Source organism: Actinoplanes sp. NPDC049265, from assembly GCF_043197135.1.
Classification (GTDB): Bacteria; Actinomycetota; Actinomycetes; order Mycobacteriales; family Micromonosporaceae; genus Actinoplanes.
Map to the genome: position 1 here is coordinate 23,688 of NZ_JBICSP010000001.1, position 15,258 is coordinate 38,945.

General features: G+C 71.3%; 19 protein-coding genes. 4 read left to right on the forward strand and 15 right to left on the reverse strand.

Features of this window, described 5'->3' with window-relative positions:
- Window positions 1–19 precede the first annotated feature (19 nt).
- From rplS to ACGFIO_RS00170, 8 genes are all read right to left on the reverse strand, one after another.
- Entirely contained in the window at window positions 20–379 is a 360-nt protein-coding gene (gene rplS, locus ACGFIO_RS00135; protein WP_392819997.1) for a 50S ribosomal protein L19, read from the reverse strand.
- A 122-nt stretch (window positions 380–501) separates the two neighbouring features.
- Window positions 502–1,260: a tRNA (guanosine(37)-N1)-methyltransferase TrmD gene (trmD, locus tag ACGFIO_RS00140; protein ID WP_392819999.1), complete on the reverse strand. Its 759-nt coding sequence runs from the start codon at window positions 1,258–1,260 to the stop codon at window positions 502–504.
- Window positions 1,260–1,757, reverse strand: coding sequence for a ribosome maturation factor RimM (gene rimM / locus ACGFIO_RS00145; RefSeq protein ID WP_392822499.1), 498 nt, complete (start codon window positions 1,755–1,757; stop codon window positions 1,260–1,262). The genes trmD and rimM overlap by 1 nt, the downstream gene beginning before the upstream one ends.
- An 18-nt stretch (window positions 1,758–1,775) precedes the next feature.
- On the reverse strand, window positions 1,776–2,033 hold the full coding sequence (locus ACGFIO_RS00150; protein ID WP_014447131.1) for an RNA-binding protein: 258 nt from the start codon (window positions 2,031–2,033) through the stop codon (window positions 1,776–1,778).
- The gene (gene rpsP / locus ACGFIO_RS00155) at window positions 2,011–2,532 is read right to left on the reverse strand and encodes a 30S ribosomal protein S16 (RefSeq protein ID WP_392820002.1); all 522 of its coding nucleotides are present in this window, start codon (window positions 2,530–2,532) and stop codon (window positions 2,011–2,013) included. Before rpsP ends, ACGFIO_RS00150 begins: the two co-directional genes overlap by 23 nt.
- Before the next feature lie 159 nt (window positions 2,533–2,691).
- Window positions 2,692–3,339 (reverse strand): DUF402 domain-containing protein, encoded by a 648-nt coding sequence (locus ACGFIO_RS00160; protein WP_392820005.1) that lies wholly within the window; start codon window positions 3,337–3,339, stop codon window positions 2,692–2,694.
- Window positions 3,339–4,745: a proline--tRNA ligase gene (gene proS / locus ACGFIO_RS00165; protein WP_392820007.1), complete on the reverse strand. Its 1,407-nt coding sequence runs from the start codon at window positions 4,743–4,745 to the stop codon at window positions 3,339–3,341. Before proS ends, ACGFIO_RS00160 begins: the two co-directional genes overlap by 1 nt.
- 20 nt (window positions 4,746–4,765) lie before the next feature.
- The gene (locus ACGFIO_RS00170) at window positions 4,766–5,842 is read right to left on the reverse strand and encodes an amidohydrolase family protein (RefSeq protein WP_392820009.1); all 1,077 of its coding nucleotides are present in this window, start codon (window positions 5,840–5,842) and stop codon (window positions 4,766–4,768) included.
- A gap of 101 nt (window positions 5,843–5,943) precedes the next feature.
- Here ACGFIO_RS00170 and ACGFIO_RS00175 point away from each other — a divergent pair, with 101 nt between their 5' ends.
- On the forward strand, window positions 5,944–6,357 hold the full coding sequence (locus tag ACGFIO_RS00175; protein ID WP_392820011.1) for a hypothetical protein: 414 nt from the start codon (window positions 5,944–5,946) through the stop codon (window positions 6,355–6,357).
- 66 nt (window positions 6,358–6,423) lie between these two features.
- Here the strand turns inward: ACGFIO_RS00175 and ACGFIO_RS00180 are convergent, their stop codons facing one another.
- The 3 genes from ACGFIO_RS00180 to ACGFIO_RS00190 all read right to left on the reverse strand — a co-directional run bounded on the left by ACGFIO_RS00180 (window position 6,424) and on the right by ACGFIO_RS00190 (window position 8,928).
- Window positions 6,424–7,038, reverse strand: a complete 615-nt coding sequence (locus tag ACGFIO_RS00180) for a Uma2 family endonuclease (RefSeq protein WP_392820012.1) — start codon at window positions 7,036–7,038, stop codon at window positions 6,424–6,426.
- Between the two features lie 61 nt (window positions 7,039–7,099).
- Window positions 7,100–8,656 carry a signal recognition particle protein gene (gene ffh / locus ACGFIO_RS00185; protein ID WP_392820014.1) on the reverse strand — a complete coding sequence of 519 codons (1,557 nt, stop codon included), beginning with the start codon at window positions 8,654–8,656 and terminating at the stop codon, window positions 7,100–7,102.
- 29 nt (window positions 8,657–8,685) lie between these two features.
- The gene (locus ACGFIO_RS00190) at window positions 8,686–8,928 is read right to left on the reverse strand and encodes a hypothetical protein (RefSeq protein ID WP_392820016.1); all 243 of its coding nucleotides are present in this window, start codon (window positions 8,926–8,928) and stop codon (window positions 8,686–8,688) included.
- Window positions 8,929–9,080: 152 nt separating this feature from the next.
- Between ACGFIO_RS00190 and ACGFIO_RS00195 the strand changes: the two genes are divergently transcribed.
- Window positions 9,081–11,108, forward strand: coding sequence for an acyltransferase family protein (locus ACGFIO_RS00195; protein WP_392820018.1), 2,028 nt, complete (start codon window positions 9,081–9,083; stop codon window positions 11,106–11,108).
- On the opposite strand, the gene ACGFIO_RS00200 is transcribed toward ACGFIO_RS00195, so the two are convergent.
- From ACGFIO_RS00200 to ACGFIO_RS00215, 4 genes are read right to left on the reverse strand one after another with little or no spacing between them, the layout of a single operon-like run.
- A complete protein-coding gene (locus ACGFIO_RS00200; protein ID WP_392820021.1) occupies window positions 11,098–11,286 on the reverse strand; it encodes a hypothetical protein in 189 nt (62 codons plus the stop codon). The two genes, ACGFIO_RS00195 and ACGFIO_RS00200, sit on opposite strands and share 11 nt — an antisense overlap.
- Window positions 11,287–11,340: 54 nt before the next feature.
- A complete protein-coding gene (locus ACGFIO_RS00205) occupies window positions 11,341–11,520 on the reverse strand; it encodes a hypothetical protein (protein ID WP_392820023.1) in 180 nt (59 codons plus the stop codon).
- 16 nt (window positions 11,521–11,536) lie between these two features.
- Window positions 11,537–11,899: a hypothetical protein gene (locus ACGFIO_RS00210; RefSeq protein WP_392820025.1), complete on the reverse strand. Its 363-nt coding sequence runs from the start codon at window positions 11,897–11,899 to the stop codon at window positions 11,537–11,539.
- A complete protein-coding gene (locus tag ACGFIO_RS00215) occupies window positions 11,896–12,789 on the reverse strand; it encodes a glycosyltransferase (RefSeq protein WP_392820028.1) in 894 nt (297 codons plus the stop codon). The genes ACGFIO_RS00210 and ACGFIO_RS00215 overlap by 4 nt, the downstream gene beginning before the upstream one ends.
- A 62-nt stretch (window positions 12,790–12,851) precedes the next feature.
- On the opposite strand from ACGFIO_RS00215, the gene ACGFIO_RS00220 reads away from it, so the two are divergent.
- Complete coding sequence (locus ACGFIO_RS00220; RefSeq protein ID WP_392820031.1) at window positions 12,852–14,432, forward strand: glycosyltransferase family 2 protein; 1,581 nt, start codon at window positions 12,852–12,854, stop codon at window positions 14,430–14,432.
- A 173-nt stretch (window positions 14,433–14,605) separates the two neighbouring features.
- Window positions 14,606–15,091 (forward strand): CAP domain-containing protein, encoded by a 486-nt coding sequence (locus ACGFIO_RS00225; protein ID WP_392820033.1) that lies wholly within the window; start codon window positions 14,606–14,608, stop codon window positions 15,089–15,091.
- Window positions 15,092–15,258 lie beyond the last annotated feature (167 nt).

A 15,258-nucleotide genomic window follows, 5' to 3' on the forward strand; every position in this document is an offset into this window, starting at 1 on the left:
ACCGACGGATCGACGACTGTCAGCCGACGGTCTGCTTCTCCCGCAGCTCCTTGATCTTGGCCTTCTTGCCGCGGAGCTCGCGCAGGTAGTAGAGCTTGGCCCGGCGCACGTCACCGCGGGTGACCACCTCGATCTTGTCGATCGCGGGGCTGTTCAGCGGGTACGTCCGCTCGACACCGACACCGAAGCTGATCTTGCGGACCTTGAAGGTCTCGCGGAGGCCGCCACCCTGCCGGCTGATCACGACGCCCTGGAAGACCTGGACCCGGGAACGGTTTCCCTCGACGACCCGGGCGTGCACCTTGACGGTGTCACCGGCGCGGAAGTCGGGGAGGTCGGTGCGCTGCGACTGCGCGTCGAGAGCATCCAGCGTGTTCATTCGCTGCATCCTTACTCACAGCGCACCGGGAGTTCGATGCGCAGATGGGCACTACTGATCCCTGATCACCTCGAAGGATCCTCGTTCGTCGAGCCACGGCGTGGGGACGAACGGCAACCTCCCTACTTTGCCACAGAGGGAGGCTCGATCTGAAATCCGCCCTCCGCGAGGGCGGCCCTGTCTTTTTTGTCCAAATCCGCGGGCGGGTAAGCGGCCATCAGGTCGGGGCGGCGCGAGGCCGTGCGCAGGAGTGATTGGGTACGCCGCCAGCGCGCGATCCGCCCATGGTCCCCGGACCGCAGGACCTCCGGCACGTCACGTTCCCGCCAGGACGCCGGCTTGGTGTACACCGGCGCCTCGAGCAGACCGGCCGCGTACGACTCCTCGGTCAGCGAGTCGGCGTTGCCCAGCACCCCGGGCAGCAGCCGGGTGACCGCCTCGAGGATGACGATGACCGCCACCTCGCCCCCGAACAGCACGTAGTCGCCGAGCGACACCTCACGCACCGGCATCCGGGCGGCCGCGTCGTCGATCACCCGCTGGTCGATGCCCTCGTACCGCCCGCAGGCGAAGATCAGATGGTCCAGCCCGGCCAGCTCGTGCGCGTCGGCCTGGGTGAACGGCTTGCCCACGGGCGACGGCACGACCAGGGTGCCCGGGCCGACCGCGTCCAGCGCCTGACCCCAGGGCTCGGGCCGCATCACCATGCCGGGCCCACCGCCGTACGGGGTGTCGTCCACCGTCCGGTGCACGTCCGACGTCCAGGTGCGCAGGTCGTGCAGGGTGAGGTCGAGCAGGCCGGTCCCTCGCGCCTTGCCGATCAGCGACAGTTCCAGCGGCGCGAAGTACTCCGGGAAGATCGAGACGATGTCGACGCGCATCACAGATCGAGCAGGCCGGGAGGAAGATCGACGATCACGCGCCCGCCGGCCAGGTCGACGGTCGGCACCATGGCGGCGACGAAGGGGATCAGCGCCGTACCCCCGCCCGATTTGTCGAGAACGAGCAGATCTGACGACGGCGCGTGGTCGATCCGCGCGACCGAGCCGAGCTCTTCCCCGTCCAGCGACACCACCCGCAGACCCACCAGCTGGTGATCATGAAATTCGTCAGGGTCGGTCGGCGCCACCAGGGAGGACGAATCCACCTGCAACTCGGTGCCACGGAGCTCCTCGGCCGCGTTGCGGTCGGGAACGCCGGAGAACTGGGCGATGATCCGCCCTTGATGCCAGCGCAGAGCCTCGAGCGTGAGCGTGCCGGAGGTGGTGGTGAACACCGCCCCCGGCACGAAACGTCGCTCCGGCTCATCCGTACGCACGGTCACCAGGACTTCGCCCCGGATCCCGTGCGCCTTACCGATGTGACCGACGACGAGCAGCATCAGACAGTACGCGGATCAGTACGCGTCGACGATGTCGACGCGGATCCCGCGCCCACCGATCGACCCGATGACCTGACGCAGCGCCTTGGCCGTGCGCCCGCCGCGCCCGATGACCGTTCCCAGGTCCTCGGGGTGCACACGGACCTCGAGCCGCTTGCCGCGGCGCGAGTCGACCAGACGGACCCGGACGTCGTCCGGGTTGTCGACGATGCCTTTGACGAGGTGCTCCAGCGCGGGCCGGAGCGCCCCGTCAGCTCGCGTCGGCGCCGGCACCGGCCGGGTCCTCTGCGGTCGCGGCGACGGCCTCGCGGTTGGGCTCGGCCGGGTCGGCGGCCTTGGTCTGCTCCGGCTTGGCCTCGGCGGCCTCCGGCGCGGCGGCCGACTTGGCGGACTTCTTGGCCGGCCGGGTGGCCTTGGCGGGCGTCTCGACGCCCGCGGCGGCCTTGGCCTCGGCCTCGTACGCCGCCTGGCGGTCGGCCTTCGCGGCCGCGACCTTGAGCGGCGGCGGGGCCGGCAGGCCCTTGAACTGCTGCCAGTCGCCGGTCAGCTCCAGGATGCGCTGCACGGCCTCGCTGGGCTGCGCGCCGACGGAGAGCCAGTGCTGAACCCGGTCGGACTTGACCTGGATCAGCGAGGGCTCCTCCTTCGGGTGGTAGATGCCGACGTACTCGATGGCACGGCCGTCACGCTTGGTGCGCGAGTCGGCGACGACGATGCGGTACTGCGGGTTGCGGATCTTGCCCATCCGCAGGAGCCGGATCTTAACGGCCACGGTCTTTTACGCTCCCGATGATTTGCGTGAGGTGAGCCGACGGAACCCACGTGGGGATGCGGGACCGATGCCTCGTTTGGACCTGATCGCACGCCGAGGGGTTAGAGGGCGCCTCGCGCGGACCGATACCAGCTCACTATTGTGCCAGACACCCGGGAGTTACCGAGGGTCGGGGGCCCTGTCCCATCCGGCCGGAACCTCCGGAAGCCCCCAAGACGGGTCGGGGACGAAGTCCGTCCAGCTGCCGTCGAACGGGAACTCGCCGGCCTCGATGATCTTGATGACCCGCCTGCCCTCGGCCCGCACGGCCTGCTCGTCGGCCACCCAGTAGTGCTCCGGGAGGCCGAGACGCTCGGTGAACTCGTCCTCGTCCTTCCACTCCCAGGTGCGGTCCGGGCGTACCACGACATCCAGATCCTGATCGACGACGTCGATGCCGGCCAGGTCACCGTCGGCCCACCGGGTGACGCGCTCCTCGAGGTTCACGTACCAGCCGTCGAACACCCCGGCCGCGGTCCAGAACCACCAGACCGAATGGTCCGCCTCGGGCGGGAAGAACATCAGGATGCCGGGGCCCTGCCACTCCCCGAGCCGGTGCTCGTAGGGCAGCGTGACCCACTCGGTGAAGGGGCGGCCCCGCGCGCCCCGCCCGTCCGGTGCCACCTCATACATCACCGGCGTGTGCTGGGCGAGCCAGACGAGCAGGCCGCGCTCGGTGTCGGAGACCACGCGGACCGGGCGCGCGAAGGCGATCCGGTCGCGGCGGGTGTTGCGGTGCAGGACGACCTGCCCCGGGGCGTACGCCATCAGTACGAACGGGCCAGGATCGCCACAAGCCCGTCCTCGGTGTCCGAGTCGGGCATCGAGCCGTCCTCCCGGACCAGGGCGCGGACCGTGACCGCCTTGCCGTTGGCCTCCTTCTCGCCGGCGTCACCGACCGCCGGCCAGGGCACCCGGGCCCAGCCGGTCTGCGCGGCCTCGATCGCCTCGGCCAGCGTCTTGACCTCGACCGTGCGCTCGGTGCGGAAGGCCAGCGCGTCGTCGTAGAGGCGCTGCTGGTCGGCGGTGAGCGCGGCGGTCACCTCGTCGGTCACCCCGCCCAGCGGCACCGGCGACTTGGTGCCGTCGATCCGGCGGGCCACCACCACGTTGCCGGCGGCCAGGTCGCGCGGCCCGACCTCGATGCGGATCGGGATGCCGCGCAGTTCGGCATCCACGGCACGCCGCCCGAACGGGATGTCGGCCCGGTCGTCCAGCTTTACGCGTACCCCCGAAGCCTTGAGCTCGTCCCGCAACTTGGCCGCGGCCTCGACCACACCCTCGCCCGCCTTGACCACCATGACCTGCACCTGCGTCGGCGCCAGGCGCGGCGGCAACCGCAGCCCGTTGTCGTCGCCGTGGGTCATGATCAGCCCGCCCATCATCCGGGTGGACGTGCCCCACGACGTGGTCCAGGCGTGCTCGACGGTGCTCGCCTGGGAAGTGTAGGTGATGTCGAACGACCTGGCGAAGTTTTGCCCGAGCTCGTGCGACGTGCCCATCTGCAGGGCCTTGCCGTCGCCCATCATGCCCTCGAGGGTCATGGTGTTGGTGGCGCCGGCGAACCGCTCGCCCTTGGTCTTGCGGCCCGGCACGACCGGCATGGCCAGCACCTGGACCATGAAGTCCTCGTAGACATCCTTGTGGATCTGCCGGGCGTACGCGCGGGCGTCGTCCTCGGTGGCGTGCGCGGTGTGGCCCTCCTGCCAGAGGAACTCGGTGGTCCGCAGGAAGGTGCGCGGGCGCAGCTCCCAGCGCACGACGTTGGCCCACTGGTTAAGGAGCAGCGGCAGGTCGCGGTAGGAGTCGACCCACTTGGCCATGAACTCGCCGATGACCGTCTCGCTGGTCGGGCGGACCACCAGCGGCTCGGCCAGCTGCTTGCCACCGGCGTGGGTGACGACGGCCAGCTCGGGCGAGAAGCCCTCGACGTGCTCGGCCTCGCGGCGCAGGTAGGACTCGGGGATGAACAGCGGGAAGTACGCGTTCTCCGACCCCGACTCCTTGATCCGCGCGTCCATCTCGGACTGCATGCGCTCCCAGACGGCGTAACCGGCCGGCCGGATCACCATCGTGCCGCGCACCGGGCCATTGTCGGCCAGTTGCGCCTTGGCGATCAGATCCTGGTACCAGCGGGGGAAGTCCTCCGCACGGGGAGTGAGCACGCGAGCCATGGCCGGAATATTAGTCGGGCCTACTTGATCACGTTTCCCCGGAGCACGATGCGGCTCGGCGTCTTGACCACGCGAAGGTCCTCGCGGGGGTCGGACGGGTAGACGACCAGGTCGGCCAGGCCGCCTTCGACCAGGCCCGGGAAGCCCAGCCACTCCCTCGCGCCCCAGCTCGCGGCGGCCAGCACGTCGTCCACCGACATGCCCGCCCGCCGCAGGAGCAGCATCTCGTCGGCAGCCAGCCCGTGGTCGATCCCGCCGCCCGCGTCGGTGCCGACATAGATGGGTACGCCGGCCTCGTACGCCGCACCCACCACGGCCGGGAACCGGTCACGTAGCGCGAGCATGTGGTCGGCGTACCCACCGAACTTGGCTCTGGCCTGCTCGGCGATGTCACCGAAGGTCAGGATGTTGATCATGGTCGGCACCAGCGCCGTGCCCCGCCGTGCCATCTCGTCGACCAGGTCGAGCGAGATGCCGGTGCCGTGCTCGACCGAGTCGACGCCGGCCCGCACCATCATCGCCACGCCCTCCTCGGAGAACGTGTGCACCGCGGCCCGGGCCCCGTTGGCGTGCGCGGCCTCGACCGCCACCGCCATCGTCGCCTCGTCCCAGCTCGGCGCCAGGTCGCCGGCCGCACGGTCGAGCCAGTCCCCCACGATCTTGACCCAGCCGGTGCCGGCCTTGGCCTGCTCGGCGACAGCCTGGGCGACGCCGTCGGCGGCCACCTCGACCCCGATGTCGCGCAGGTACCGCTTCGGCGCGGCCACGTGCTTGCCCGCGCGGGCGAGGCGAGGGATGTCCGGTTCGTCGTCCAATTCCGGGTACGGGTACGGCGAACCGGCGTCACGCAGCGCCAGCACTCCCGCGTCCCGGTCGAGGTAGGCCAGCTGCCGCGCCTCGTCGAGCCCGGTGATCGCCCGCGGCCCCCGCGCGATGCCCAGATGACAGTGGGCGTCGACCAGCCCCGGCAGGATCCACCCCGCACTCGCGACGGTCTCGGCCCCGGCCACCGGCTCGTAGGTGACCCGGTCGCCGACCAGCCACAGGTCCCGCATTTCACCCTCGGGGAGAACGACCCCGCGCACATGCAACGCCACGGGGTCTTCCTACCACGATCACCGCTTGCCTAGATGTCCGTAAAATATGAATCAGGTTACTTTGCCCGAACCGCTCCGGGGTTAATCCGTTGTGGACAGTCATGAAGAAGCGCACAGCGATTCCGCTGATGATCGCCGCCGCCCTGGCCACCACCGCCGTCGCGACCGGCCCCACGATGGCCGCCGCACCCACCACCGCGGCCGGGGTGATCGTCACCTACCGCCACCCGAACAACTCGACCTTCAAGGCGATCCTCACCGACTCGACCTCCATCGCGAAGGCCCGGGCCCAGCTCGCCGGCACCGAGCCCGCCCCCAGCCACCCGAGCGGCACGATCAACTACAACGGGGCCAACGAGAACACCGGCTGGTCCTGGCACCTGGACAACACCCGGCAGAGAGACTCGGACATCGAGGCCTGCGACGGCACACCTCAGGACGTCGAGAACCACGCCATCACGGTCTCGACCTACTGCCCGTGGGACGCCGTCGTGATCGCCATCCAGAACAACTGACCGAGCACCCGCCCGGCGGCACAAGCCGCCGGGCGGCACAAGCCGCCGGGCGGCACATCGCCCCGCTCAGTGCCGCATGGCTCGCGAGATCAACCCGTCGCGGCGACGCGTCAGCGCCGGCAGATCGATCGTGACCTCCCACGGCACGTCGACAGTCACCACGTCCGTCGTCTCGATGTGCCGGTGGTAAACACTGTTATCGCCGAGCAGAAACTGGTTGAAGGAGATCCGCTCGGTGTAGAGGTCGACGATCCAGTAGGACGGAATGCCGTTCACAGCGTATTGCTTGCGTTTCACCTCCCAGTCCCGGCTGATCGAACTGGGCGACACCACCTCGACCGCGAGCAGGACATCGGCGTGATGGATCAGCGTCGCCATAGAGGCGCTCGCTTCGATCACCAAGACATCCGGTCGTCGTTCGGTGTGCTCGTCGACCATCACCGCCCGCTCCTCACCAACCGCGTAGTCGGGCGGGCAACCGGCATCGATCGCGTTGGCGATCGCGCGGCAGATGATGCTGTGGACCGTCGGCGCTGCGGGCGACAAGACAAGCCTTCCGTTGATCAACTCATAGCGGAGATCCTCGGGAAGACTCACCAGGTCAGCGACGGTGAGATCAGTGCGGCTGAGCAGGTCCTGCAGTTCGGGGTGGAGAGAAGGACGACGCAGGGCAGTGGTCATGGACAGCTCCTCACGAGGGGTGCCGTCCATGCTACTAGACATACGACTACCTGTCGCCTGACTATTTCTCGTCGTCTTTCTTGGGCTTCATGAGCTTGTTGAAGTCGAGATTGGGGAGCTTGAAGCCGGGCGGAAGGCCCTGCGCGCCGTCGCCGCCGGCCAGGGCGGACGGGTCGAAGCCGGGCGGCAGCTGCGGCATGCCGCCACGGGGCAGGGCGCCACCGGTGCGCGGGCCGCGCGAGCCACCCTTCGTACCCTTGCGCTTGTTCTTCGGGCTCTTGGTCGCCTTGCGCCGGTTGCCGCCGGGCAGGCCCATCATGCCGCCCATCTGCTTCATCATCTTCTGCGCGTCGGCGAAGCGGTTGAGCAGCTGGTTGACATCCATCACGGTCACACCGGAGCCGTTGGCGATGCGGGCGCGGCGCGAGCCGTTGATGATCTTCGGGTTGGTGCGCTCGCCGGGGGTCATCGAGCGGATGATCGCGGTGACCCGGTCGAAATGCTTGTCGTCCAGCTCGGCCAGCTGGTCCTTCATCTGGCCCATGCCGGGCATCATGCCGAGGATGTTGGCGATCGGGCCCATCCGGCGGACCGCCATCAGCTGCTCGAGGAAATCCTCCAGCGTGAACTGCTCGCCACCGAGCAGCTTGGCCGTCATCTTCTCTTTCTGATCCTCGTCGAAGGCCGTCTCGGCCTGCTCGATAAGGGTCAGCACGTCGCCCATGCCGAGGATCCGGCTGGCCATCCGGTCGGGGTGGAAGACGTCGAAGTCCTCCAGCTTTTCCCCTGTCGACGCGAACAGGATGGGCTCGCCGGTGACGTGCCGGACGGAGAGCGCCGCACCACCACGGGCGTCGCCGTCGAGCTTGGAGAGCACCACGCCGGTGATGCCGACGCCGTCGCGGAAGGCCTCGGCGGTGGAGACCGCGTCCTGGCCGACCATGGCGTCGATGACGAAGATGACCTCGTCGGGGTTGACCGCGTCGCGGATGTCGCGGGCCTGCTGCATCATCTCGGCGTCGATGCCGAGGCGGCCGGCCGTGTCGACGATGACGATGTCCTTGGCCTGGCGCCGGGCCACGTCGATGGCGTCCCGGGCGACCTGGACCGGGTCGCCGACGCCGTTGCCGGGCGACGGGGCGTAGATGTCGACCCCGGCCCGGCCGGCCAGCACCTGGAGCTGGTTGACCGCGTTGGGGCGCTGGAGGTCGGCCGCGACCAGCAGCGGCTGGTGGCCCTGGCCCTTGAGCCAGCGGGACAGCTTGCCGGCCAGCGTGGTCTTGCCGGAACCCTGGAGGCCGGCCAGCATGATCACGGTCGGTGGCTGCTTGGCGAAGGTCAGCCGCCGCCCCTCGCCACCGAGGACATTGATGAGCTCCTCGTGGACGATCTTGATGATCTGCTGGGCCGGGTTGAGCGCCTGGGAGACGTCGGCGCCGCGCGCCTTCTCCTTCAGCGCGTTGATGAACGACCGGACCACCGGCAGCGCGACATCCGCCTCGAGCAGCGCAAGGCGGATCTCGCGCGCGGTGGCGTCGATGTCGGCGTCGGTCAGCTTCCCCTTGCCGCGAAGCTTGGTGAAGATGCCGTTGAGGCGGTCACTGAGGTTGTCGAACACGTGGCAAGCCTAGCTTCCCGCCGCCGCGACTACTGGTTGCGCATCCGATAGGTCTTGGCGGCCGCCTCGATGCGGTTCTGGGTGCGGGTTCCGGGGCGCAACTCGCGCTTGACCCGGCCGTAGACCCAGACGCCGCCGCCGACCACGGCCGCGCCGATGAGCAGGTAGCCGAACCAGCCGAGCAGGAAGTGCAGCACGCTGACCGCGACCCACCCCACCACGACGACGCCGGCGATCAGTGCGACCAGGTATGCGATGCCCTTGCCCATCATGCCCTCTTCTCGGTTGACCCGGACTCCACCATGCGCCCTCGACGCAACTCCGCGCATCAGTCTCCCGCCGTATTCGTACCCGTAGGGGTCGGTGGTGCAGAAGGGTCGATATCGACCGCAACCTCGCCTCGGGCACCGACGTTGACGATTCTGTGACGATCACCCGCGTCGTCCCGCGGCGGGTCACGCCCGGCGGGTCACGGAACGGCCACTATCGGCGCGACATCGAGGGCCTGCGTGCGGTAGCGGTGCTGATGGTCGTGCTCTACCACGCGGGCGTGCCACTGATCCGCGGCGGCTTCGCCGGGGTCGACGTGTTCTTCGTCATCTCCGGCTATCTGATCACCGGGCAGTTGCTGCGGGACGGCCGGATGGTCGCCTTCTACGCCCGACGGTTCCTCCGCCTGCTGCCCGCCGCCCTGCTGGTCGCCGCGGTCACGGTGGGTGCGGCGGCACGCTGGCTGCCGCCGGTGCGTACGCCCGCCATCGCCGCCGACGGCCTGTTCGCCACCCTGTCCAGCATCAACTACCGGCTGGCGGCGACCGGCGCCGACTACCTGACCGCGGCGACCGCCCCCTCACCCCTGCGGCACTTCTGGTCGCTGGCGGTGGAGGAGCAGTTCTACCTCCTCTGGCCGCTGCTGCTGATCGCCGGTTGGGCGCTCGGCCGCCGCCGCGGGATCACCGGCGCGCTGGCCGTGGTGGTGGCCGGCTCGTTCCTGACCTCGCTGTGGCAGACCACGGCCAACCCGACCTGGTCCTACTTCGGACTGCACACGCGGGCCTGGGAGCTGGGCGCCGGCGCACTGGTCGCGGTGCTGGCGCCCCGGGTGCCGCGCCGATTCGCGTCGGCACTGTGCGGGGCCGGCCTGGCCGTCATCGTGCTCTCCGCCGTCGTCCTCACTGCGCGAACCCCGTTCCCCGGGTACGCCGCGGCGCTGCCGGTGCTGGGCACGGTGGCCGTGCTGACCGGCGGCGTCACCGCGCCCTCGGGCCTGCTGGGCGAGCCGCCGCTGCAGGCCGTCGGGCGCCTTTCCTACTCCTGGTACCTGTGGCACTGGCCGTTCCTGACCATCGGCCCGGCCGCGCTGGGCGTGAGCGCGACGCTGCCGGTGAAGCTCGCCCTGGCCACGGCCGCCCTGGTCGCGGCCTCCCTCACGTACGCGATGGTGGAAAACCCGATCCGCCGCCTCCCCGCCCTGCGCGACCGCCCCCGGGCGACGGTGGCCGGCGGCCTGGTCCTGATCCTGGCCACTGCGGCCGGCTACCTCGTGGTGAGCCGGACCGACCCGGCCCCGCCGACCCGCTACCGGGCGCCGGTGCTGACCGCGTGGACGCCGGAGCAGCTGGCCGCGGGCCTCACCACCCCGGCCGTCCCGGCCAACCTGACGCCGTCACTGCGCGCCGCGAGCAAGGATCTGCCCCGGGTCTATCCGGACGGCTGCTCGTCCGAGCTCACCGACACCTCTATCCGGCAGCCGTGCGCGTACGGCGACGTCGCCTCGGCCGAGACCGTGGTGCTGTACGGCGACTCGCACGCCGCGCACTGGTTCCCGGCCCTCGAGGTGATCGCCCGCGACCGCCACTGGCGCCTGCTCGTGGTGACCAAGAACGCCTGCTCGGCCGCGGCCACCCGGATCTTCCAGGTGGCCCTGAACCGGCCCTACAACGAGTGCGTGGTGTGGCGGCGGAAGGCGTGGGCGTACATCGCCGGGGTGCGGCCGTCGCGGGTGTTCATGGCGTCCGCCGCGGCCGGCGGCACCGTGGTCGACGCGGCCGGCGTACCCGTCGACGATCCGACCTGGACCGACCGGGCCTGGCTGGCGGGCTGGGCCGAGACGACCGAGCGGCTGGGGCACGGCCGCGCCCGGCTCTATCTGCTGGAGGACACCCCCTACCAGCGACAGCCGCCGCTGGAGTGCCTGTCGCAGCATCCGAACGACCCGCGCGCCTGCGTGGTGCCGATGGACAGTGCGCTGCCGGCGCCGGACCGCCGCGTGTCGATCAGGGCGAAGCTGCGTACGGAGGGCGTGGCCGTGATCGATCCGACGCCGTGGTTCTGCACCACCGGCGGCTGCCCGGTCATCGTCGGCAACGTGCTCGTCTTTCGCGACCCGAGCCACATGACCGCCACCTGGTCCCGGTTGCTGGCGCCACGGCTGGACGCGCTCATCGGATGAGAGGCGGCGTCGGATCGGGCCACCGGTCGCCCCGGGCCCGGATCGAACGCCACACCACGTCGGCCCGGCCCAGCACCGAGGGGTGGGCCTCCATCTGCATGACCGCCTGGAAGACCTGGTTGACCTCGGAGTCGGTGGTGGTCGCGTTGACGACCTGTTGCACCAGCCAGCGCCGCACCCGGCCGCCGAGCGCTCGGCCCGGACCCGGCTCTCCAGGAACGGCCGGGGGAGGTCAGCAGGTCGAGGTCGGCCCCGGCCACCTTGGGTACGCCCCGCGTGTACGACGCCATCCTCGCGCGGCGAGCATCCCGGCCATGCTGCCGCCCAGCACCACGGCCGTGCCGAGCCGGACCGGCACACCGGCCGGCGGGGTCGGATCGGCGATCTCGGCGAAGGTCTCGGCGTCTCCCATCGCTCCATTGTGAAACTCAGGCCGGGCGGATGTGACCCGGCCCGTGATCGAGCAGGATCCGGGTCAGCCGCCGGGTCAGCAGGTCGTCCCAGGGGACGCCGGGGCGGTGCCGCTCCCAGGTGGCCGCGTCCGGCAGGTACTCGAGAAGGACTCCGGCGGCACGGGCGTGGCGGAAGCCGGGGCAGTCGGTGACCACCACGGTGGCCGGGCCGGTGTCGTGGGCCAGGCTCGCGGTCAGTGCCCGCAACGCCTCGGCGTCGTGTCCGATCGCGACCACCACCTCGACCGCGTCCGGCTGCGGTTCGGCCGCCCGGGCCCGCCACCAGTCGCGTTCCGCGCGGGCTCCGGCCAGCTGCCAGCGCAACCTCTCCGGCGTCACGGCGTGGCTCCGATCCACGCCGCGGCGGCCGCGGCGCCGTTCTCGAACGCCACCTCCGCGCACCGGGACGCCAGCGCCGCGCGTACCTCCGGCTTTGTCGCCAGCGTGAGCAGGTCGTCCAGGTCCGCGGCCCGCTCGGCGCAGAGCGCCGCCCCGGCCGCCGCGGCGAACCGGGCCCGAGCCAGCTGGTCGTCCGGTCCGTCATCGGGCTCGGGCACGAACACCGTCGGCACCCCCGCGGCCAGCAGCTCGTGATATGCCGTGTAGCCGGCCGTGGCGACGGCCAGGTCGGCGGCCCGCAACGCCCGGGCGGCCGGCTCGATCGGCGTGAACCCCGGCACCGCCCGGTTCAGTCCCCGACACACCACGGCCGGCTCCTCGCCCAGCCCGAGCAGTTCCCGGGCGGCGGTGCGGCCGAGCAGGTCAGCGCGGTCGAGCGCGGTGATCGGCGGGACGGTGGTGACGCCGTCCCGGTCGTACACGGTCCAGCCCTCGTCGCCCGGAGCGGCGAACTCCCCCGGCTCGAGCACCGCGTCGAAGGCCGCCGACCGTCCCCGCCAGCGCAGTCCCTGCCCGCGCCGCCACATCGCCGGGCGCAGCCACCGCCAGGTCACGTCCGGATGGTCGGCGGTCGCGGCGAGCAGCCCGTCCTCCGGCACGCCGTCGAGCACCACGGTGCCGACCTCGTGCACCTCGATCAGGTGACGCAGCCGTTCGCGCAGGAAGGTCTCCCGGCGCGGGCGGGTGGTCGCGGGCAGATGTTCGACCAGCAGCGCGGCGTCGGGCAGGTTCTCGGCGCCGGTGAGCAGGACCGGCGGCTCGGGCAGCCGGGCGGCCACCGCGAGCAGGCGGTCGGTCGCGTCACCGACCAGCAGCACCCGAGGGTTCACACAAGGTTGAACGACACGCGCGTCTCGGACGAAACTCTCCCGCGGTAGTTGATCATTAGGTGGTGGAGGCGGACCAACTTCTGGAGGCTCATTCGGCACCGCCGGTCGTTCCCCGGGTCGGGGACCGCCGGCGGGTGACCAGCGTCGTGGTCGCGTGCGCGCCCGGGCCCGAGCTGATCGGCTCGGTGCGCTCGCTGACCGCGCAGAGCTGGACCAACCAGGAGATCCTGCTGTACGACGACGGCTCGCCGCACGGACACGACGGCGTCTTCCGGTCGGCGGCCGCGCTGGATCCGCGGGTCCGGCTGATCCGGTTGCCGGCCAACGTCGGCGTGTACGCCGCCCGCAACCTGGCCCTGGCCCGCGCCACCGGCGACTACGTGACGTTCCAGGACCCGGACGCTTGGTCGCACCCGCTCCGCCTGGAACGTCAGGTGCACGCCGTGGGCAGCGGCGCCGGGGTCGGCTGTCACGCCGTGCTGAACGGCTCCGTCGTGCGCGGTCCGCTGCTGGTGCGGCGCGGGGCCGGTGACTTCGACGAGGTCCGGCACGGCGGCGACGACGAGTACACGGAACGGCTCGGCCTGCCGGCCCTGGCCGACGTGCTGTGCCTGCTGCGCTCGCCGGTCCCGGCACACCTGGTTCCGGCGCTGCGGGCGTACCGGTCGGCGTACCGGGCGTGGCACCGCCGCCCGGCCGCCTCGCCCTGCCGCCCGTGGCCGCTGCTCGAACGGCGCGGCCGCCGCGCCTACGACGTGCTGCTGGTGGCCGACTGGACCCGGCCGGACGCCGGACTGGGCCAGTTCCAGGCACTCCGGTCACTCGGGCTCCGGATGGCACTCCTGCACCACTCGTCGTCCACCGCCGATCTCGACCCGGCCGTTCAGCACGCCGTCAACGACGGCCAGGCCGAGCAGGTCGACCTGACCGACGACGTGCGGGCCCGACTGGTCGTGGTCCGCGACCCGGCCGTACTGCTGACCCCGCCCTCGGTGCCCAGCGGTATCCGCGCCACCCGGCTGATCCTCGAGGGCGCCGCCACCCCGCGGTGTGCCGCCGAGGCCCGCGAGCTCTTCCACGCCGAGCCGCTGTGGGCGCCGGCCGGGCCGCACAGCCGGCAGGCGCTTTCCGGCCTGCCGCTGACCCCGGTCGACGTGCCGGCCACGGTCGCCGCCGGCCAGTGGCGGCTGGACCGGCGTCCCGTGCGGGCCGGGCGGCCGGTCGCCGGCGTCATCGGCTCGCCGGCTGAGCTGCCGGCCGAGCCCGGCATCGACCTGCGGTTGCTGGACGGTAGCAGCGGCGTACCCGGCGGGTTGCCGTCCTGGTTGGTCTATCGCTCCCTCGACCTGCGCGCCTTCCTGCACCAGCTCGACTTCTACCTGCCGCTGCCGGCCGAGGCCACACCGGCCGACCCCACTCCCGCGGTCCTGGCCGCCATGGCCGCCGGTTGCGTGGTCGTGCTGCCGCCCCGCTACCGCTCCACCTTCGGCGACGCCGCCGTCTATTCCGCCGCACCCACCGACGCGGTCCGCTCCTTCCCGGCCGCGTCCCTACCGGCCCAGCGCGACCGGGCCGTCTCCTTCGTGCGTACCCACCACCAGCACGACCGTTACGCGGCTCAGATCCTGGCCCTGACACCGTGATCGCAACCATCCGGTTCCCGGGCTGGAAAGGCCTTGCGGCTACTTACCCGTCCCGCAACTCAGAGGTCACGGCAAGGCACCTGTAGCGGCCTTCAGGGACCCGTGGGCGGGCCGATCGGAATGCTGAACCTGGCGGAACGAAGCCAGGCGCCGCACTCCGAAAGGCAGATCTCATGCGCTCGATCGTCCGCCGCCTCGCCCAGCTCGCCCTCGTCCCCGCCGCCCTGCTCGGCGTCGTGGCGGTCGCGAACCCGGCTCAGGCCGCCGCGCCGACGGTCGCGCAGCTGCAGGTCGACATCTTCAACGCGACCAACGTGCAGCGGGTCAAGCTGGGCTGCGCCAAGCTCCGCAACGACGCCAAGCTGGGCTACGCCGCCCGCGGCCACGCCGCCTACCAGGCCCGCACCAACAAGATGAGCCACACCGGCTCGAGCAACTCGACGTTCGCGGTCCGCGCCTCCCGCGCCGGCTACGTCGGTGCCCTGGCCGAGAACGTCGCCTACGGCTACCGCTCCGGCGCCCAGGTCGTCTCGGCCTGGATGGCCAGCCCCGGCCACCGCGCCAACATCGCCAACTGCCGCGCCAAGGCGGTCGGCGTGGGCGCCTTCTACTCGGCCAACGGCACCCCCTACTACACCCAGGACTTCGGCTCCCGCTGAGCTTGTCCACCCGAGTTCCGGGCCTGCCCCCGCGGGCCCGACGTGGGGTGATGCCCCACGACCCGCGCCCCCGCCGTCCCCCGCGGCGGGGGCGCGCTGTCGTCAGGGCCGGGAGTTCGGCCCACGCTCAATTCGGCGGGTACGGGCGCAGAGGTCCCCGACCGCGG

Excerpts from the sequence above, each read along its gene's own strand:
- ACGFIO_RS00225 (WP_392820033.1), top strand. The coding sequence starts at position 14,606 with ATGCGCTCGATCGTCCGCCGCCTCGCCCAGCTCGCCCTCGTCCCCGCC.
- ACGFIO_RS00205 (WP_392820023.1), bottom strand. The coding sequence starts at position 11,520 with ATGGGAGACGCCGAGACCTTCGCCGAGATCGCCGATCCGACCCCGCCG.
- rplS (WP_392819997.1), bottom strand. The coding sequence starts at position 379 with ATGAACACGCTGGATGCTCTCGACGCGCAGTCGCAGCGCACCGACCTC.
- ACGFIO_RS00180 (WP_392820012.1), bottom strand. The coding sequence starts at position 7,038 with ATGACCACTGCCCTGCGTCGTCCTTCTCTCCACCCCGAACTGCAGGAC.
- ACGFIO_RS00160 (WP_392820005.1), bottom strand. The coding sequence starts at position 3,339 with ATGGCGTACGCCCCGGGGCAGGTCGTCCTGCACCGCAACACCCGCCGC.
- ACGFIO_RS00175 (WP_392820011.1), top strand. The coding sequence starts at position 5,944 with ATGAAGAAGCGCACAGCGATTCCGCTGATGATCGCCGCCGCCCTGGCC.
- trmD (WP_392819999.1), bottom strand. The coding sequence starts at position 1,260 with ATGCGCGTCGACATCGTCTCGATCTTCCCGGAGTACTTCGCGCCGCTG.
- proS (WP_392820007.1), bottom strand. The coding sequence starts at position 4,745 with ATGGCTCGCGTGCTCACTCCCCGTGCGGAGGACTTCCCCCGCTGGTAC.
- ACGFIO_RS00190 (WP_392820016.1), bottom strand. The coding sequence starts at position 8,928 with ATGATGGGCAAGGGCATCGCATACCTGGTCGCACTGATCGCCGGCGTC.